Origin of the sequence: Mesorhizobium sangaii (genome assembly GCF_014207355.1) — a bacterium.
GTDB lineage: Bacteria > Pseudomonadota > Alphaproteobacteria > Rhizobiales > Rhizobiaceae > Mesorhizobium > Mesorhizobium sangaii.
In genome coordinates this window covers 857,532-874,670 of sequence record NZ_JACHEF010000003.1, presented here as the reverse complement: position 1 = coordinate 874,670, position 17,139 = coordinate 857,532, and the positions used below count along the sequence as shown (strand labels likewise).

Here is a 17,139-nt window from a genome sequence, read left to right as displayed (position 1 = left end):
GTGCGTAGCAAGCGGCTTTTTCGGGCCATTTGCAAAGAGACAAAAGCGCAATGATTGCAATCAGTTGGAGGAATGGCCGAGCGGTTTAAGGCACCGGTCTTGAAAACCGGCGTGGGTGCAAGCTCACCGTGGGTTCGAATCCCACTTCCTCCGCCAGGCTACCAATAAAATTAATTGGTTAAGTGCCATTTGGTAGATTGTCATAACCCCTGCCTTAACCACGTATGTCACCCCGGCCATGGTCTTTGTTGCGCAGCGCCGATCTCGGTATGCGGCGCAAAGAAACAGCGTGTGTCGCCCTTCCTGAAACTTCCCTGATCCAGGTTGAGAAATTCCGAGTGATAGATGCAGCGGTGGTACTGCCAATCATGGCTATGTTGCACGCGACGAAGCGGGATGAACTCGCCAGTGGGAAGATAGAGATAGCCGCCCGGCATTTCTCTGACTTCAGAGTCCGGGATCGCTGCGCACTCTGACCCTGCGCAGCAGTCGAAGCCTGTGACGGGGTCCTTCTTCCCGGTATACCATTCGTGAGCCATGGCCTCAGTCGAAACGACGGCCAAGACCGGGACGAGAATTTTGACTGATCTGCGCATTTGTCCCCCGCGCGATCCAGCTTTGGCAGTCGGCGCCATCCAGACGCAAAAGAAATGGCCGGCGGGGTGCTTGGGGTTGTTAAGCGAGCCGCACCGGCCATTGCGGGATTAAGTATTCGGGTTGTCCCCGCACCGCCTAAGTTATAGGCATATTAGCGGTAGCTCAACTAAGACTGAAGTCCCAAGAGCGCCCCTCACTGCGGGCTGGATTCATAAGGGGTAGCCGCCCCCCAGCTTGCCAGTAAGGCCCCACTTCCAAGCGAGGTAGCCTTCCATTTGCTGGCTGGGTGTCGTTCCGTCGTTTTAACTCGAGAAAACCGCCTCGGCTATCCAGCCGTTCATGTAGAAAAATGACCCGTCGCTCTGCTTTATCGAGTAGCCAAGTTTGGGCCACGTGGAGAAGCCGCGGTGTTCGAGGCCGACTGTCGGCGGTGAATTGTCGGACTTGGAGTGGATGCGATGTCCAGTCGTCGCATGACGACTGGCGCAGTCCGGGCAGCTACCTAAAGCAGTCCAGCCCGATGCCAAGAGAGTTGCACCCATGTCAACAGAGCAACGTGGTACATACGGAATTCAATCAGGAATTTTAGCTGGTCCTCAAGAACAGCGTTGAATACAGGCGTGACCGTGACATAGAGTACCAATCTAGGGGCTGGGGTACAGGATTTCGGAAACAAATATTCCGCAATGACCTGTCGGCGCGAAGCCGCGCAAAGCGATTGTATATTTTGGAAGGTGGTTGTGGCCGATCATGATGGCGACAGGCATGGGTGGCTGTCACCAAGCTGAGAATTGGACGGCCGCCTAGTCAAAGACAGACCGGTCGCGGCAAAGGCTTATGACTCGAAACTTCCTCTGCATAGGAGCTATCGTGGTGGCATCCATTATCGGACCTCTGCCAGCACAATCCTATCCTCGAAATCCGCAGCGCCCGATGAATGCCAAAACCTGCGAGCAGGCGCTGGCGCGTCTGCACGAAGCACGCCTTGGAAGCCCGATCATTTCGGCAGCGGAAAATCGGGAAGTCCTTCGGAGGGCACTCGAAGTGGCAGAACGGCTATGCGGCAAGGACAAAGTGAACGATGGCAAATAGGCCAGCCGGACATGCGGGTTGTGAGCCTCGTGCTCCGTTATCGATAATAAGCGGCGCGGCCGCAGAAAACGCAGAGGGGGAAGGCAATGCCAAACGTCACCGAAACAACGGATGCGGCATCATCCATCGCTACGAGCTACACCCTGGCGGTCGGCCAGACAGCGACTGGCCATTTGTCTTCGGCCGGCGACCATGATTGGTACCGGGTGCACCTTGTGGCGGGGCAGACCTACACTTTCGCCGAAGTCGGTGAAGGTGCGCGTGTCAGTCCGACCGTCGGCGACAATGTCGAGGATACGTTCATGGCTCTCATGAACGCATCCGGAACATTGGTTGCGTCAAACGATGACGTCATTCCGGGCCAGTACCGCTATTCGACGATCACCTACACGGCCTTGACCACGGGCGATTACTTCATCAATGCCGGCGCATATAACGATGATTACGTGGGGCAATATGGTGTTTCCGTAGTGAGCGGAACCCGGGCCAGCTACGACGAATTGATGGGGGCCGGCGCGATCCTGAGGCCCGGAAGCAGCTGGAGCACAGCGCCCGGGCAGCCGGTGAACGTGACATGGGCTGTGCGAATGACGGACGTCAATTGCACTGACTCGCAAGGGGATGCTGCCCCCTTCAGCCCGTTGAGTTCCGCGGAAATCGCTGCCGTCAAGTCCGTGCTTGCCATGTATTCGTCGGTCTGCGGCGTGACGTTCACGCAAGTCAACCCCGCTGGCACCAGCAACAACGCGACGATGCTGTTTGGAAACTACACATCGACGGCGGACCCTGCCGGAGCCTACGCAGTTTACCCGGGAACGACGGCGCCAGGCGACATTTCCGGAGACGTGCATTTGAACACCGACGCCGTCGCCACGGGAAATCTGCCGATCGGCTCTTACGACTACCAGACCATTCTGCACGAAACAGGCCACGCGCTCGGCCTTTCACATCCGGGCGAATACAATGCCGGGTCCCATCCCACCTACGGCAACGATGCCCAGTTCATCCAGGACAGTAACCAATACAGCGTGATGAGCTATTTCGACGAGACCAACACCGGCGCATCCGACTACAATGACTACCCCGACACGCTGATGTTGTACGACATTCTGGCTGTTCAGCAGCTCTACGGCGCCAATATGACGACGCGTACGGGCAATACCGTCTACGGTTTTGGTTCCAATGCGGGCAACGTGTACAACTTCGCCCTGAACCCCTCGCCGGCAATCTGCATTTGGGACGCTGGTGGTGTCGATACGCTGGATGCGTCCGGGTTCGGCCAAGCCCAAACCATCAATCTGGCCGCAGGCAGTTTCTCCGACATCGGCGGCGGCCACCGCAATGTTTCAATTGCCTTCGGCGCGTCAATCGAGAACGCCGTTGGCGGTTCCGGCATTGACACGCTGATCGGCAATTCCGGCAACAACGTGCTGGACGGCAAGGGCGGCGGCGACACGATGCGCGGCGGCGTCGGCAACGACACCTACTACGTCGACAATGCCGGCGACCATGTCATCGAGGCCAATGGCCAAGGCACCGACAATGTCCAGGCCTATGTCAGCTTCAACCTCTCCGGGCAGGCGCTGGAGAACCTGGCGCTGCGCAGCGCGGCTTCGATCAATGGCACCGGCAATTCCGCTGCCAACATCATCACCGGCAATTCCGGCAACAACGTCATCGATGGGCTCGCCGGCGCTGACACGATGAGCGGCAGCACCGGCAACGACACGTACTATGTCGACAATGCCGGCGATCATGTCACCGAGCTGAACGGCCAGGGCACCGACGGCGTCTTCAGCTCCGTCTCCTTCAACCTGTCGGGACAGGAACTGGAGAAGCTGACGCTGACCGGCGCGGGCAACATCGACGGCACTGGCAATTCCGCCGCCAACATCATCAACGGCAATTCCGGCAACAACATCATCGATGGGCTCGGCGGCGCCGACACCATGAGTGGCAGCACCGGCAACGACACCTATTACGTCGACAATGCCGGCGACCATGTCGTCGAGCTCAACGGCCAGGGCACCGACGGCGTCTTCAGCTCTGTCTCCTTCAACCTGTCGGGACAGGAACTGGAGAAGCTGACGCTGACCGGCTCAGGGAATATCAACGGCACCGGCAATTCGATCGCCAACATCATCACCGGCAACAGCGGCAACAACATCATCGACGGCCTTGCCGGTGCCGACACGATGAGTGGTGCACAAGGCAACGACACCTACTACGTCGACAATGCTGGTGATCATGTCGTCGAGCTCAACGGCCAGGGCACCGACAATGTGCAGGCCTATGTCTCCTTCAATCTTTCCGGACAGGAGCTGGAGAACCTGGCACTGAGAAGCACCGGCAACATCAACGGCATCGGCAACTCGACCGCCAACATCATCTCCGGCAATTCGGGCGCCAATGTCATCAACGGTCTCGGCGGGAACGACACCTTGAGCGGCAGCACCGGCAACGACAGTTTCGTCTTCACTACGGCGCTGAATGCTTCCACCAATGTCGACCACATCACCGACTTCTCGGTCGCCGACGACACCATTCAGGTCGACAACGCCATCTTCGCGGCGCTTGGCGGCAACGGTACGCTAACGGCGGACCAGTTTGCCGCCAACGCGTTGGGCGCCGCCACCAATGCTGACCAGCACATCATCTACGAGACGGACACCGGCTGGCTCTATTATGACAGCGACGGCAGTGCGGTTGGCAGCTCAACCCATTTCGCCACGCTTACCGCCAACCTCGCGCTGACAAACGCCGATTTCGTCGTGGTGTGAAGGTAGGAGCGGTTCATCGTTTCACTGAACGCAAAACCGCTCTTTCTCTTTGTTTGACACAATTCCGGACAGGAAACTGTTTCACACTTTTCCTGGAATTTCTCCGAGCGTAGCGGACACCGTTGTCTATGATCCATACTGTCGCCGAATATTATCGTCCAACAACCGCGGGGGGTGCGCGATGACTTTGACAAATGTGACCGTGACACAGGCTCGGAATGGGCTTGTTGACGTGGACGGTGCGAAGTGGTCCGGCTCGACGATCACTTACTCAATTCCAGGCGCCGGTTCACTCTGGGAGACAGATTATGGGTCGGGAGAGCCTTTCGACGCTCAGTCTGGACCTTTCGACAGCACCCAGGCGGCGAGCTTTCGGACCGCGTTGTCTCTTTGGGACGCGTTGATCGCGCCTTCGATAACTGAGGTATCGGACGCAATCCCCGGGAAAATCCGCGTCGCATTCACCGACGTCACAGCGCGCGAGGGCTCAGGCACAGCCGCCTATGCCTATGGCCCGCCCCTCCCCGGCAACACGGCAATGGCTGTCAACGGCGACATCTGGGTCGACGAGACCTATAAGTCATCCAGTTTCGCCCAGGATACCTCTGATTTCCAGATTCTCATCCACGAATCCGGGCATGCCCTGGGACTGAAACACCCCTTCGAGGCGCCGACGGTGCCAGCGGGGTACGACAGCAGAACCTACACGGTGATGAGCTACACCTCGGAAGACTATTTCTTCACTTGGTCAGACGGCGGCGGCGGGGGCATCGCTTACAGCGTGGAGGGAACGTCGTCCTTTACGCCAATGGTGCTCGATATCATGGCGATTCAGTCCCATTACGGCGCAGATTCGACCACTGCCACCGGTAATACCGTCTACACCTTTACCGACAATGGCTTGAATGGCAGGCAGGCGATCTACGATGCTGGCGGCACGGACACCCTAGACCTAACCGCGCTTTCACGAGGTTCGACCGTCGATTTGCGCCCCGGCGCCTATTCGGACCTCGATTACTACAATGTCGAGAATCAGATTGCTGACCTCACCGCGCAATTTGGTGGCTTTGGGGACTTTATTCGAAACACCCTGACTGATCCGACCACCCCGGCCTATGAATGGGAGCGAAATCTGGGCCTTGCGTTCTCGACAACGATCGAAAACGTCATCGGCAGCGCACATGCCGATACCGTCGTCGGGAATAATGCTGCCAATGTGATCGACGGCCGCGGTGGCGCCGACATCATGCAAGGCGGCATCGGCAACGACACCTACTATGTCGACAATGCCGGCGACCTTGTCATCGAGGCCAATGGCCAGGGCACCGACAATGTGCAGGCCTATGTCAGCTTCAATCTGTCGGGACAGGAGCTGGAGAACTTGGCGCTGCGCAGCGCGGCTTCGATCAACGGCACCGGCAATTCCGCTGCCAACATCATCAACGGCAATTCCGGCAACAACGTCATCGATGGGCTCGCCGGCGCCGATACGATGAGCGGCAGCACCGGCAACGATACCTATTACGTCGACAATGCCGGCGACCATGTCATCGAGGCGAATGGCGGCGGCATCGACAATGTCCAGGCCTACGTCTCCTTCAACCTCTCCGGCCAGGAGCTTGAGAACCTGGCGCTGCGCAGCGCGGCTTCGATCAACGGCACCGGCAACTCCATCGCCAACATCATCAACGGCAACAGCGGCAACAACATCATCAACGGCCTCGGCGGTGCCGACACGATGAGCGGCAGCACCGGCAACGACACCTATTATGTCGACAATGCCGGTGATCACGTGATCGAGCTCAACGGCCAGGGCATCGACAATGTCCAGGCCTATGTCAGCTTCAATCTTTCCGGACAGGAGCTGGAGAACCTAGCGTTGCGCAGCTCGGCTTCGATCAACGGCACCGGCAATTCAGCTGGCAACATCATCACCGGCAATACCGGCAACAACATCATCGACGGCCTCGGCGGTGCCGACACGATGAGCGGCGCGCAAGGCAACGACACCTACTACGTCGACAATGTCGGCGATCATGTCATCGAGCTCAACGGCCAGGGCACCGACAATGTGCAGGCCTATGTCAGCTTCAACCTCTCCGGCCAGGAGCTGGAGAACTTGGCGCTGCGCAGCTCGGCTTCCATCAACGGCACCGGCAATTCGACTGCCAACATCATCACCGGCAACACCGGTGACAACATCATCGACGGCCTTGCAGGCGCCGACACGATGAGCGGCGCACAAGGCAACGACACCTACTATGTTGACAATGCCGGCGACCACGTCATCGAGCTCAACGGCCAGGGCATCGACAATGTCCAGGCCTATGTCTCGTTCAATCTTTCCGGTCAGGAGCTTGAGAGTCTGGCGCTGAGAAGCACTGGCAACATCAACGGCACCGGCAACTCCATTGCCAATGTCATCACCGGCAATTCCGGCAACAACATCATCGACGGCCTCCTCGGCAACGACACGCTGTCCGGCAGCATCGGCCAGGATACCTTCGTCTTTACCACAGCGCTCAACGCCTCGACCAACGTCGACCGCATCACCGATTTCTCGGTGGTCGACGACACCATCCAGCTCGACAATGGGATCTTTGCAGCGCTTGGCGGCAACGGCACGCTGACGGCCGACCAGTTCGTCAAGAATACCACCGGCCTTGCCGGCGACGGCAACGACCACATCATCTATGAGACGGATACCGGCTGGCTCTACTATGACAGCGACGGCAGCGCCGCTGGCGGCTCAACCCACTTCGCCACGCTGACCGCCAATCTGGCGCTCACCAACGCCGATTTCGCCGTGGTCTGACCCGCTCGAATGTAGAGCTCCCCACGCAATCGCAGGCGCCCGATTACGGCGCCTGCGATTGCGTGGGCGTATCTCCTGTGCAACCCGTTCAAGCTTTGAATGGCACGGCTTTTGAGCAGGTTTTCTTCCAGCCGGCTGGTGTTTCGGCAGCATGTTGCCTAAAAATAATACTCGCCCAATACTGGATGGGATAAGTCATGGCCAATCAGAGTGCTGTCGAGCAGGCAATCCTGGAACTGATCAATCGCGCGCGGCTCGATCCCGCCGCTGAAGCCGCCCGATACGGCATAAGCCTCAATGAGGGGGTCCCGGCCAACGAGACCATCTCCACCGCGATGAAGCAGCCGCTGGCGATGAACGACACGCTGCTCGGCGTGGCGCGGGCTCATAGCCAGGACATGATCGACAACGACTACTTTTCGCACACTGATCTGAGCGGCCACGATCCATTCGCCCGGATAACGGCCGCTGGCTATGACTGGAATACTGCAGGTGAAAACATCGCGTACAGCGCTACTTCCGGTACTCTCACACCGGAGATGTCTCTGCAGCTCCATCAACTTCTGTTTGTCGATGCGAACTACCCTGGCCGCGGCCACCGGGTCAATTTGATGGATCCGGACTATCAGGAGGTCGGTGTCGGCCAGGCCCAGGGCATCTATCAAGGCCTCAACGCGACGATGCTGACCGAAGATTTCGGCCGCCCAGGCGCCAACCACCAGTTTCTCACCGGTGTCGCCTTCAACGATACCGTGACCGCCGACCAGTTCTATTCGATCGGCGAAGGCCGCGGCAACATAACTGTCTCCGTCAGCGGCGGACCGAACACGGCCAGCGGCAGTGCCGGCGGCTATTCCGAGGAACTGACGGCCGGTCTCAAGACCATCACGTTCGCCGGCGGCGACCAGGTGACGCCGGTGGTTCTCACAGCGACGATCGCTGCCGGCTTCAACGCCAAGATCGACCTGATGGGCCAGTCGACCATCCGCACGTCGGTATCCGTGACGGCGGTCAACGGCATTTCATCTATAGTCGGGCTGGGCACGAATGCCTTGACGCTGATCGGCGCCGACGGCACCCAAGCCATATATGGTTCCTCGGGCGGCGACCACTTGGATGGCAAGGCCGGCAACGACACGCTGGATGGCAAGGCAGGTGCCGACACCATGTATGGCGGGGCCGGTGACGACACATACTTCGTCGACAATGCCGGCGATATCGTCAGTGAAAGCACCGCCGGCGCCAACGGCTCGGATATCGTCAATGGCTATATTTCGATCAACCTTAGTGACGGCAACCATTTCACGGGCAACATCGAGAACGTCGCACTGCGCAGCGCGGCCTCGATCAACGCCACCGGCAACAGCCTGGCCAACGCGATGAACGGCAATTCGGGCGTCAACACGCTCATCGGCCTCGGCGGCAACGATACGCTGGACGGCAAGGAAGGCGCCGACACCATGCAAGGCGGGGCCGGTAACGACACCTATTACGTCGACAATGTCGGCGACCATGTCGTCGAGCTCACGGCCAGGGCACCGACAATGTCCAGGCCTATGTCAGCTTCAATCTTTCCGGCCAGGAGCTGGAGAACTTGGCGCTGCGGAGCTCGGCCTCCATCAACGGCACCGGCAATTCGACCGCCAACATCATCACTGGCAACAGTGGCAACAACGTCATCGACGGCCTCGGCGGCGCCGACACGATGAGTGGCAGCACCGGCAACGACACCTACTATGTCGACAATGCCGGCGACCACGTGATCGAGCTCAATGGCCAGGGCACCGACAATGTCCAGGCCTACGTCTCGTTCAACCTGTCGGGACAGGAGCTGGAGAATCTGGCGCTGCGCAGCTCGGCTTCGATCAACGGCACCGGCAATTCGACTGCCAACATCATCACCGGCAATTCCGGCAACAACATTATCGACGGCCTGCTCGGCAACGACACTCTGTCCGGCAGCACCGGCAACGATACCTTCGTCTTCACAACGGCGCTGAACGCCTCCACCAACGTCGACCGCATCACCGACTTCTCGGTGGTCGAGGATACCATCCAGGTCGACAATGCGATCTTTGCAGCGCTTGGCGGCAACGGCACACTGACGGCCGACCAGTTCGTCAAGAACACCACCGGCCTTGCCGCCGACGGCACCGACCACATCATCTACGAGACGGACACCGGCTGGCTCTATTATGACAGCAACGGCAGCGCGGCGGGTGGCTCGACCCATTTCGCCACGCTGGCCGCCAACCTGGCGCTGACCAATGCCGATTTTGTCGTGGTGTAAGGAAGTCATGCCGGCCGAAGCGGACCTTGCCGCCGCCGCCAAAGTGCATCGCAACAATTCCATCCCGAACCCTCGCCGGCTAACTGCAAGTAAGAACGGTCAGTTGTACTGTTTCAGGAAACCTCGTAAGTTTAGGTGGGGTTGTTAATCTTGGGTGGGAGAACGTCATGGCTGTGGTCAGCGGTGGTACGGTTTTTGGACTGAATTTCGATACGCTGCAGGTGGGAGCACTGCTCGACTACGACTTCGAGGACGCCCAGCCTCTCTATGCAAGGTTTTTTGACGACGCGTCGAATTACACACTCTTTCAGGGCTCTGGATTCACTTATAACGCCGGCGTCCCTACCGGTGGAACCGTCACATCCGTCCAATATGTGGTTGCTGGCAGCACGGTGCTGCAGATCACGGGCCTGAACGTAGCGGCCACCGATGTTGTGGGCTTCGTCATGAGCAATGACACGATGGGTCTGCTCAATCTTGCGCTGAGTGGCAATGACACGCTGAACGGAACGCCGCTGCACGACGTGCTCTATGGGTTCGGCGGCGCCGACACCATCAATGGCGGCGCCGGCGCCGACACGATGAGCGGTGGCACCGGCAACGACACCTACTGGGTCGACAATGCCGGCGACGTTGTCCTCGAGGCCAATGGCCAGGGCACCGATACAGTCAACAGCACGATTTCCTTCAATCTCTCCGGTCAGGAGCTGGAGAACCTGACGCTTCGAGGCGCGGCCTCGATCAACGGCATCGGCAATTCCATTGCCAACATCATCACCGGCAATTCAGGCAGCAACATCATCAACGGCCTTGCCGGTGCCGACACCATGAGCGGCGCGCAAGGCAACGACACCTATTATGTCGACAATGCCGGCGACCATGTCATCGAGGCCAATGGCGGCGGCACCGACAATGTGCAGGCCTATGTCAGCTTCAACCTGTCGGGACAGGAACTGGAGACCCTGGCGCTGCGCGGCGCGGCCTCGATCAACGGCACCGGTAATTCTGCTGCCAACATCATCACCGGCAACAGCGGCAACAACATCATCAACGGCCTTGCCGGTGCCGACACCATGAGTGGTGCTCAAGGCAACGATACCTATTACGTCGACAATGCCGGCGATCATGTCATCGAGGCCAACGGCGGCGGCACCGACAATGTCCAGGCCTATGTCAGCTTCAATCTTTCCGGCCAGGAGCTGGAGAACCTGGCGCTGCGCAGCGCGGCTTCCATCAATGGCACAGGCAACTCGACCGCCAACATCATCACCGGCAATTCAGGCAACAACATCATCAACGGCCTCCTCGGCAACGACATGCTGTCCGGCAGCACCGGGCATGACACCTTCGTCTTCACCACGGCGCTGAACGCCTCTGCCAATGTCGACCGCATCACCGACTTCTCGGTGGTCGACGACACCATCCAGGTCGATAACGCCATCTTCGCGGCGCTTGGCGGCAACGGCACGCTGACAGCGGAACAGTTCGTTAAGAACACCACCGGCCTTGCGGGTGACGGCAACGATCATATCATCTATGAGACGGATACCGGCTGGCTCACCTATGACAGCAACGGCAGTGCAGCGGGTGGTTCCACCCATTTCGCCACACTTGCCGCAAACCTGGCGCTGACCAACGCCGATTTCGTCGTAGTCTGAACATTAAGCGGGGGCACGTGGCAATTCAGATACAGAACCGCGGCGGCTCCCGTCCTGCGCCAGCGGGATTGTCCGCGCCCAGCCGTGCGCTAAGGTCGTGCGCCGCGGCACTGGTTTGCGTTGCCGTTTTCTCGGGGATGATCAACCTGCTTGGTCTGACCGGCTCGCTCTACATGCTTCAGGTCTATGACCGCGTCCTGCCTTCGCACAGCATTCCGACCCTGACAGTGCTCTCGATCGCCATGGCGGGACTTTATATCGCCTATGGTCTGCTTGATCTCCTGCGGCTCAGGCTGCTGGCGCGGATCGGCAGGCGTTTCGACACCAGCCTGCAACCCGCTGTCTTTGCTCTCTCGGTCTCGCTCCCTCTCAGGTCCGGTCAGGAAGGCACACGGCTTCAGCCGATCGGCGATCTCGACCAGATACGCAGCTTCATCTCGGGATCGGGCCCGACAGCCTTCTTCGATCTGCCCTGGCTGCCCTTCTACCTGGTCGGCATCTTTTTCCTCCATCCGCTGCTGGGGGCGCTTGCGACCGCCGGCGCGATCGTGAGCGTCTTGCTGACCCTGGTTGCCGAAGGCTTAAGCCGAGGGCCCGCCAAACGGGCGATGGAATCGTCCATTTCCCGCAAGCAGCTTTCCGATGCCGGACGCCGGAACGCGGAGGTGGTTCGTGCACTTGGCATGGGACCTCGCATCAGCGGTCTCTGGCAGGACCGGAGCGAAGCCTATCTTGCCAATCAGTTGCGAATTTCCGATGTCGTCGGCGCGACCGGGACCGTCTCGCGGACGTGGCGAATGATCCTGCAATCGCTGATGCTCGGACTTGGGGCTTACCTGGTGATCGAAGGCGAGGCATCGCCTGGCATCATGATCGCGACGTCGATCATGCTCGCCAGGGCACTGTCGCCCGTCGATCTCGTCATCGCCAACTGGCGCCCCTGGGTTTCCACCAGACAGAGCTATGGCCGGCTCAAACAGATGCTGCGCAACGCCGACGCACAAGAAGCGCCTCTTACGCTTCCACGGCCTCGGGAGACACTGTCGGTCGAGGCGGTCTCGGTCGGTGCTCCCGGCCAGCAAAAACCAATCATCCAGAATGTGGCGTTCTCCTTGCAGGCGGGAGCCGGGCTGGGCATCATCGGAGCAAGCGCGTCAGGCAAGTCCACGCTGGCGCGTGCGCTCGTCGGTGCATGGACCCCTCTCCGCGGCACTGTGCGTCTTGATGCGGCCGCACTCGATCAATTCGATGAAGAAGCGCTTGGACGCGACGTCGGCTACCTGCCGCAGGACATCGAACTGTTTGAGGGCACCGTTGCCGAGAACATCAACCGCTTCAACGCCAACGCGAGCGCGGATGCGGTTGTTGCGGCGGCCGAAGCTGCCGGGGTCAAACAGATGATCCTCCGGCTGAGCGACGGTTTCCAGACGCGCATCGGCGAAGGCGGCTCAGCACTTTCCGGAGGTCAGCGCCAGATGGTCGGTCTGGCGAGGGCATTGTATGGTGATCCCTTCCTCGTCGTTCTCGACGAGCCGAATTCCAATCTGGACGGCGAAGGCGACATCGCCCTGGGCGCAGCCATAAAGGGCGTACGCGACCGAGGTGGCATCGTCGTCGTCATCGCACATCGGCCCGCAGCACTGGCGAATATCGATACGGTTCTGGTCATGGCCGGCGGAACGGTACAGGCGATGGGACCGCGGGACGAAGTGCTGGCGAAGATGACGCGCCCAGCCAATGTGCGGCCGGAACAGGCCCCGGGCGGCGAACGCGCACCAACCGTCGTCACCTTGCATGACAGGCGGCCATGATGAGCCTCGCACCCACGCAAACGGCCGACCTGACGCGTTCGCACGCACCAACCCTGCCCGCATTGCAACGCTCGTCGATGCGTGGTGACGGAGTTCGATGGACCATTGGATCCGGCCTCGTCGTTGTCGCGGCACTTGTTGGCGGCATCGGCATCTGGGCGGGGACCACTTCCCTTGCCGGTGCGGTCATCGCCAGCGGAACGGTGGTGGTGGAATCGAATGTGAAGAAGGTGCAGGAGCAGACTGGCGGTACCGTCCGCGAAATCCTTGTGCGAAATGGCGACAAGGTTACGGCCGGCCAGGTCCTGGTTCGCTTCGACGACACGGTGGCACGCGCAAATCTCGGCATCATTGGCCAGCAGCTGGACCGCGCGCGGCTGCAGATGACCCGCCTGGAGGCGGAGACCATTGGCCGCGACGAGATGATCATCCCGGACGATCTGTCCGCCCGCGCCAGCGATCCCGCAATGGCGATCCTCATTGCGGGTGAAAACGCGCTGCATCGAAGCAACATGACGCTTCTGGAAAGCCAGAAGGCGCAGCTTGGAACCCGCAACGATCAGTATCGCGAACAGATCGAAGGCCTCAAGGCCCAGCGCGACGCGGCCCTGGAAGCTCTCGACCTGGCGACCAACGACCTCGTCATCATCCAGGATCTCTACGCCAAGAGGTTCGCATCGCTGGATCGCCTGACCGCTCTGAAAACGCAGACGATCCAGCAAAAGGGCGAGGCCGGAAGGCTCCTGGCCGCGATCGCCGAAGTGGAAGGGCGCATCAGCGAGAACGCGCTGGCCAGTATCCAGCTCGACAACGACTTCCGCAAAAGCGCCAACGCCGACCTGCGCGAGGCCGAAGGCAAAGAGGCCGAACTGGTCGAGCGCAAGCAGGTGGCCATGGACCAGCTGGACCATATGACGATAAAGGCCCCGCAATCAGGCGTCGTGCAGGAACTTGCGATCCACACGGTTGGCGGCGTTGTCGCGTCTGGCGAGACAATGATGCTGATCGTGCCTCAGACGGACGATCTGGTGATCGATGCCCAGGTTCCGCCCTTGCGCATCGATGATGTCAGCCTTGGCCAGGCGGTCGTCATCCGCTTCTCGGCCTTCGACCGCAACACCACGCCGGAGTGTCATGGAACGGTCGATCGGATCTCCCCCGATCTGGTCAAGGACACAGCCAACCGGACGGCCTATTACGAGGCCCGCATCAACATTACAGACGAGGCGGTCTGCCTGAAAACGGCAACCCGGCTCATTCCGGGCATGCCTGCAGAATTGCACATCCAGACCGGTGACCGCACTGTCTGGTCTTATCTGATGAAACCCATCACCGATCAGCTTTCCCGAGCCTTCAGGGAATAATTGCCCTCAAGATCGCAGGCGGCGAGACCTTCGAGCGGATTCTACCCCTGCCCTGTCAAGAGCGACTGACGTCTGCCCTGCGGCCGTTTTTCAAAGACGACAATGCTGTCATAGACGCAGATCGAGTCTGTTGCATGGGTGAAGGCGTTCGGCGGCAAGGCGCCGCGCGCGTGATGCGCGTTGATCTCGTCGAGCTTTCCCTTGGCGAATTCCATGAACGATCCTGGCTTGCGCAGCCCTCCGCCATAGTCATCCCAATAGCTCGTATGCGTGTCCTCGACGAAATAGACGCCGTTCGGCTGCACATGATGGTAGAGATGCTCGAAGGTCGCAATGACATGATCCATCATGTGGCTGCCATCATCGATGACGATGTCGATGGGGCCATATTTCTCGACGATCCGGTCGAGCAGTCGAGGGTCGTCCTGGCTTCCAATGAAAACCTCGACCCCTTCGGACTCGTGAGCCTTGCATGCGGGATCGATGTCTACTCCGACGATTCGCGCGCCCTCGCCGAAATAAGCACGCCACATCTCGAGCGATCCGCCCTTGTAGACGCCGATCTCAACGACGACCGGCCTCCGGTTTCTGAACCGTTCGAAGTGGCGCTCGTAGACGTCGAAATAGTGCAGCCACTTGTAAAGCTCCTTGCCGCTGTTGTTCAAAAAGTACTGATGCAGGAACCCGCCCATCATAGCCTCTTCATCAGCTTCGCAATTTGCCGCCGCCAGCCGCCTTGATCGTGGTTGCCACCCCCTTTGCCGACGAGGTTGGCCCTGATCCGTGCAAGCACCGGCTCCCATTCGTTTGCAACCAGGCCAAGCGCTTCGCCAAGGTTTGCCTCGATCTCGGCAAACTCCATGTTTGCAAAACGTTGACCGGCGTCGACGATCCATGAACGATCGTATCTGCCCTTGCCGAAGCCGGATATGACGGTGAGCCCGGTCCAGGGCGTGGCAATGGTGAACACGTCGAGATCGGGGCGCAGCGTCTTGAGCGCAGGAACCAGTTTCCAGACGTCGCCAGTGTGGAATTGCGTCGTCGGCGGAACCCTTTGCGTCGCGTCGTCCAGGGCGGCGGTGTCGTGCACGAGCAGAACCGAGCCGGCGTCGCAGTAGCGTTCAAGGTTGGCAAAGTCGCGCAGCACCTGGTCGAAAGTGTGCAGACCGTCGATGAACCCGACACCGACCGGGCGGCCGGCAAGCAGGTCGTCCGCTCCACCGCGATCGAAGAAGGCGTCACTCGTCTCCGGAAAAATGTGCGTTTGCGCGCCGAGCGCCAGCGTGGCGCGTGGATTGGGATCGATGCCTATTGCGAGGGTTGGTGCCTTCACCTTGGAAAGCGATACGCCGTCAAAGACGCCTATCTCCACCACCACGGCTGGCTTCAGTTCCGCGTAGAGACGCTCCAGCCAGTCGTAATAGGAGGGCCCCGACATCCGGATGCTGGCCAGGCCGGCATGGGCACCCACGCTATCGGCGGCAAGTGCCAATGCGTTGCGGTATTGAATGTCGGCGGTTTCGTTCTCGCCGATGACACGGTGCGCATCGCCGATCGCCGTGAAATAGGCGGCATCGCGATGCTCATTGTACCGCGAAAGAAGGCCGGCGGATAAAAGCACGCGCGACGTTGCCAGCTCGGCGGGTGCATGGCTGCTTGCCATTCGGGCGACATCTGCCGCCGCCTTGTAATTCCCGCGCTCCAACTCGACCTTGGCCAACTCGACGAGTGCGGCGGCGGCCTGGTTGGTCGGCGCGGATTCTTCCGACGGCTTCAATTGCGCCCTGAAGCCCGCGGCCGTGGCTGGCCCGGCGCCGTGTGGAGACACAATCAGGGCGCGGGCAAGGTGCGGCGCAAGCGCTGGAGGCAGCGATCCCACGAACGCCGAGGGGGCGTGAAAGCTAAAGTGCTCGCGACCCCTCAACGCGTCCCTTTCGGCCTTCCAGAGGAGCCAGTGTTTGGGCTGCTCGACGGTTGCGTTGGTGGCGACACCCCCGTGCAACTGGTGAAATGTAGCCTCCCCCAGAGTGAGGATGAGCTTTGCCTGCGGCATCTCCATCGCACGTTCCAGCGTGTCGATGTTGACGAAGCCGCCTCCCGGATAGGTGAACCGCTCATCCATTCCGCCGATCGCCTGCCAGCTCTCCCGGCTCATGAACAGGGCATTGGCTTCGGATATCGGCGTGAACCACGGATCGACCGACGACTCGTCCATCGTCCCGATCTCGAACAGCCGATACCCATCTTCCGGCCATCGGATCGATTGCAAAAGCGAATCCTCGATGGCCTTCGTATAGCCATTGCTACGGGCATTCACCTGGGTGTCGCTGCCAAGATACCAGCCAGGCGCGGCCACGACTGCCGTCGGAGCCATGCCCAGGCCGACGCGAGCGAAATGCACCAACCCGGGCGTCACGATCCGCGCGCCGTCGATCATCACGCCGATGTTGTCACCCCTCGCCTCCCTTATCCCGCGATTGACGGCAGCCGCGGGCGAAGGCAATGCGTCATCGATGCGCAGCAGGCGAAAGTTCGGCCCATAGTCCGCAACCAGCCCCTCGCCAACGACCGGTGACGATCCGTTGTCGACGACGATGACCTCGTAGTCATCCGTCGTCACGTCTTGCTGGTAGGGCGTTGCGAGCGAAAGCAAGGTTCGCGGCAGTTCTCGGGGAATGTTGTAGGCGACAACAACGACGGACAGGGTGTTCGTTTTCATCGCGATTCCGTGG

General features: G+C 60.1%; 11 protein-coding genes and 1 tRNA gene. 9 read left to right on the top strand and 3 right to left on the bottom strand.

Going from position 1 to position 17,139, the window contains the following annotated elements:
- Positions 1 to 66: 66 nt before the first annotated feature.
- A tRNA-Ser gene (locus HNQ71_RS19355) sits at positions 67 to 156 on the top strand.
- A gap of 71 nt (positions 157 to 227) precedes the next feature.
- Here the strand turns inward: HNQ71_RS19355 and HNQ71_RS19350 are convergent.
- A complete protein-coding gene (locus HNQ71_RS19350; protein ID WP_184874257.1) occupies positions 228 to 596 on the bottom strand; it encodes a hypothetical protein in 369 nt (122 codons plus the stop codon).
- 874 nt (positions 597 to 1,470) lie between these two features.
- Here HNQ71_RS19350 and HNQ71_RS19345 point away from each other — a divergent pair.
- The 8 genes from HNQ71_RS19345 (at position 1,471) to HNQ71_RS19310 (ending at position 14,407) form a co-directional block, all read left to right on the top strand.
- On the top strand, positions 1,471 to 1,689 hold the full coding sequence (locus HNQ71_RS19345; protein ID WP_184874256.1) for a hypothetical protein: 219 nt from the start codon (positions 1,471 to 1,473) through the stop codon (positions 1,687 to 1,689).
- Positions 1,690 to 1,775: 86 nt separating this feature from the next.
- Positions 1,776 to 4,469, top strand: a complete 2,694-nt coding sequence (locus tag HNQ71_RS19340) for a M10 family metallopeptidase C-terminal domain-containing protein (protein ID WP_184874255.1) — start codon at positions 1,776 to 1,778, stop codon at positions 4,467 to 4,469.
- A gap of 181 nt (positions 4,470 to 4,650) precedes the next feature.
- Positions 4,651 to 7,284 carry a matrixin family metalloprotease gene (locus HNQ71_RS19335; protein ID WP_343068181.1) on the top strand — a complete coding sequence of 878 codons (2,634 nt, stop codon included), beginning with the start codon at positions 4,651 to 4,653 and terminating at the stop codon, positions 7,282 to 7,284.
- A 197-nt stretch (positions 7,285 to 7,481) separates the two neighbouring features.
- The gene (locus HNQ71_RS19330; protein ID WP_184874253.1) at positions 7,482 to 8,993 is read left to right on the top strand and encodes a CAP domain-containing protein; all 1,512 of its coding nucleotides are present in this window, start codon (positions 7,482 to 7,484) and stop codon (positions 8,991 to 8,993) included.
- Entirely contained in the window at positions 8,879 to 9,574 is a 696-nt protein-coding gene (locus HNQ71_RS19325) for a calcium-binding protein (protein ID WP_184874252.1), read from the top strand. Before HNQ71_RS19330 ends, HNQ71_RS19325 begins: the two co-directional genes overlap by 115 nt.
- Positions 9,575 to 9,741: 167 nt before the next feature.
- Positions 9,742 to 11,232 (top strand): beta strand repeat-containing protein, encoded by a 1,491-nt coding sequence (locus HNQ71_RS19320; protein WP_184874251.1) that lies wholly within the window; start codon positions 9,742 to 9,744, stop codon positions 11,230 to 11,232.
- Positions 11,233 to 11,249: 17 nt separating this feature from the next.
- Positions 11,250 to 13,043, top strand: a complete 1,794-nt coding sequence (locus HNQ71_RS19315) for a type I secretion system permease/ATPase (protein WP_425492244.1) — start codon at positions 11,250 to 11,252, stop codon at positions 13,041 to 13,043.
- Positions 13,043 to 14,407, top strand: coding sequence for an HlyD family type I secretion periplasmic adaptor subunit (locus tag HNQ71_RS19310; protein WP_184874249.1), 1,365 nt, complete (start codon positions 13,043 to 13,045; stop codon positions 14,405 to 14,407). Before HNQ71_RS19315 ends, HNQ71_RS19310 begins: the two co-directional genes overlap by 1 nt.
- Positions 14,408 to 14,448: 41 nt before the next feature.
- Here HNQ71_RS19310 and HNQ71_RS19305 read toward each other — a convergent pair whose 3' ends face one another.
- Together HNQ71_RS19305 and HNQ71_RS19300 are read right to left on the bottom strand one after the other, a co-directional pair.
- A complete protein-coding gene (locus HNQ71_RS19305) occupies positions 14,449 to 15,102 on the bottom strand; it encodes a class I SAM-dependent methyltransferase (protein ID WP_184874248.1) in 654 nt (217 codons plus the stop codon).
- On the bottom strand, positions 15,099 to 17,126 hold the full coding sequence (locus HNQ71_RS19300; RefSeq protein ID WP_184874247.1) for a glycosyltransferase: 2,028 nt from the start codon (positions 17,124 to 17,126) through the stop codon (positions 15,099 to 15,101). The genes HNQ71_RS19305 and HNQ71_RS19300 overlap by 4 nt, the downstream gene beginning before the upstream one ends.
- Between the last annotated feature and the right edge of the window lie 13 nt (positions 17,127 to 17,139).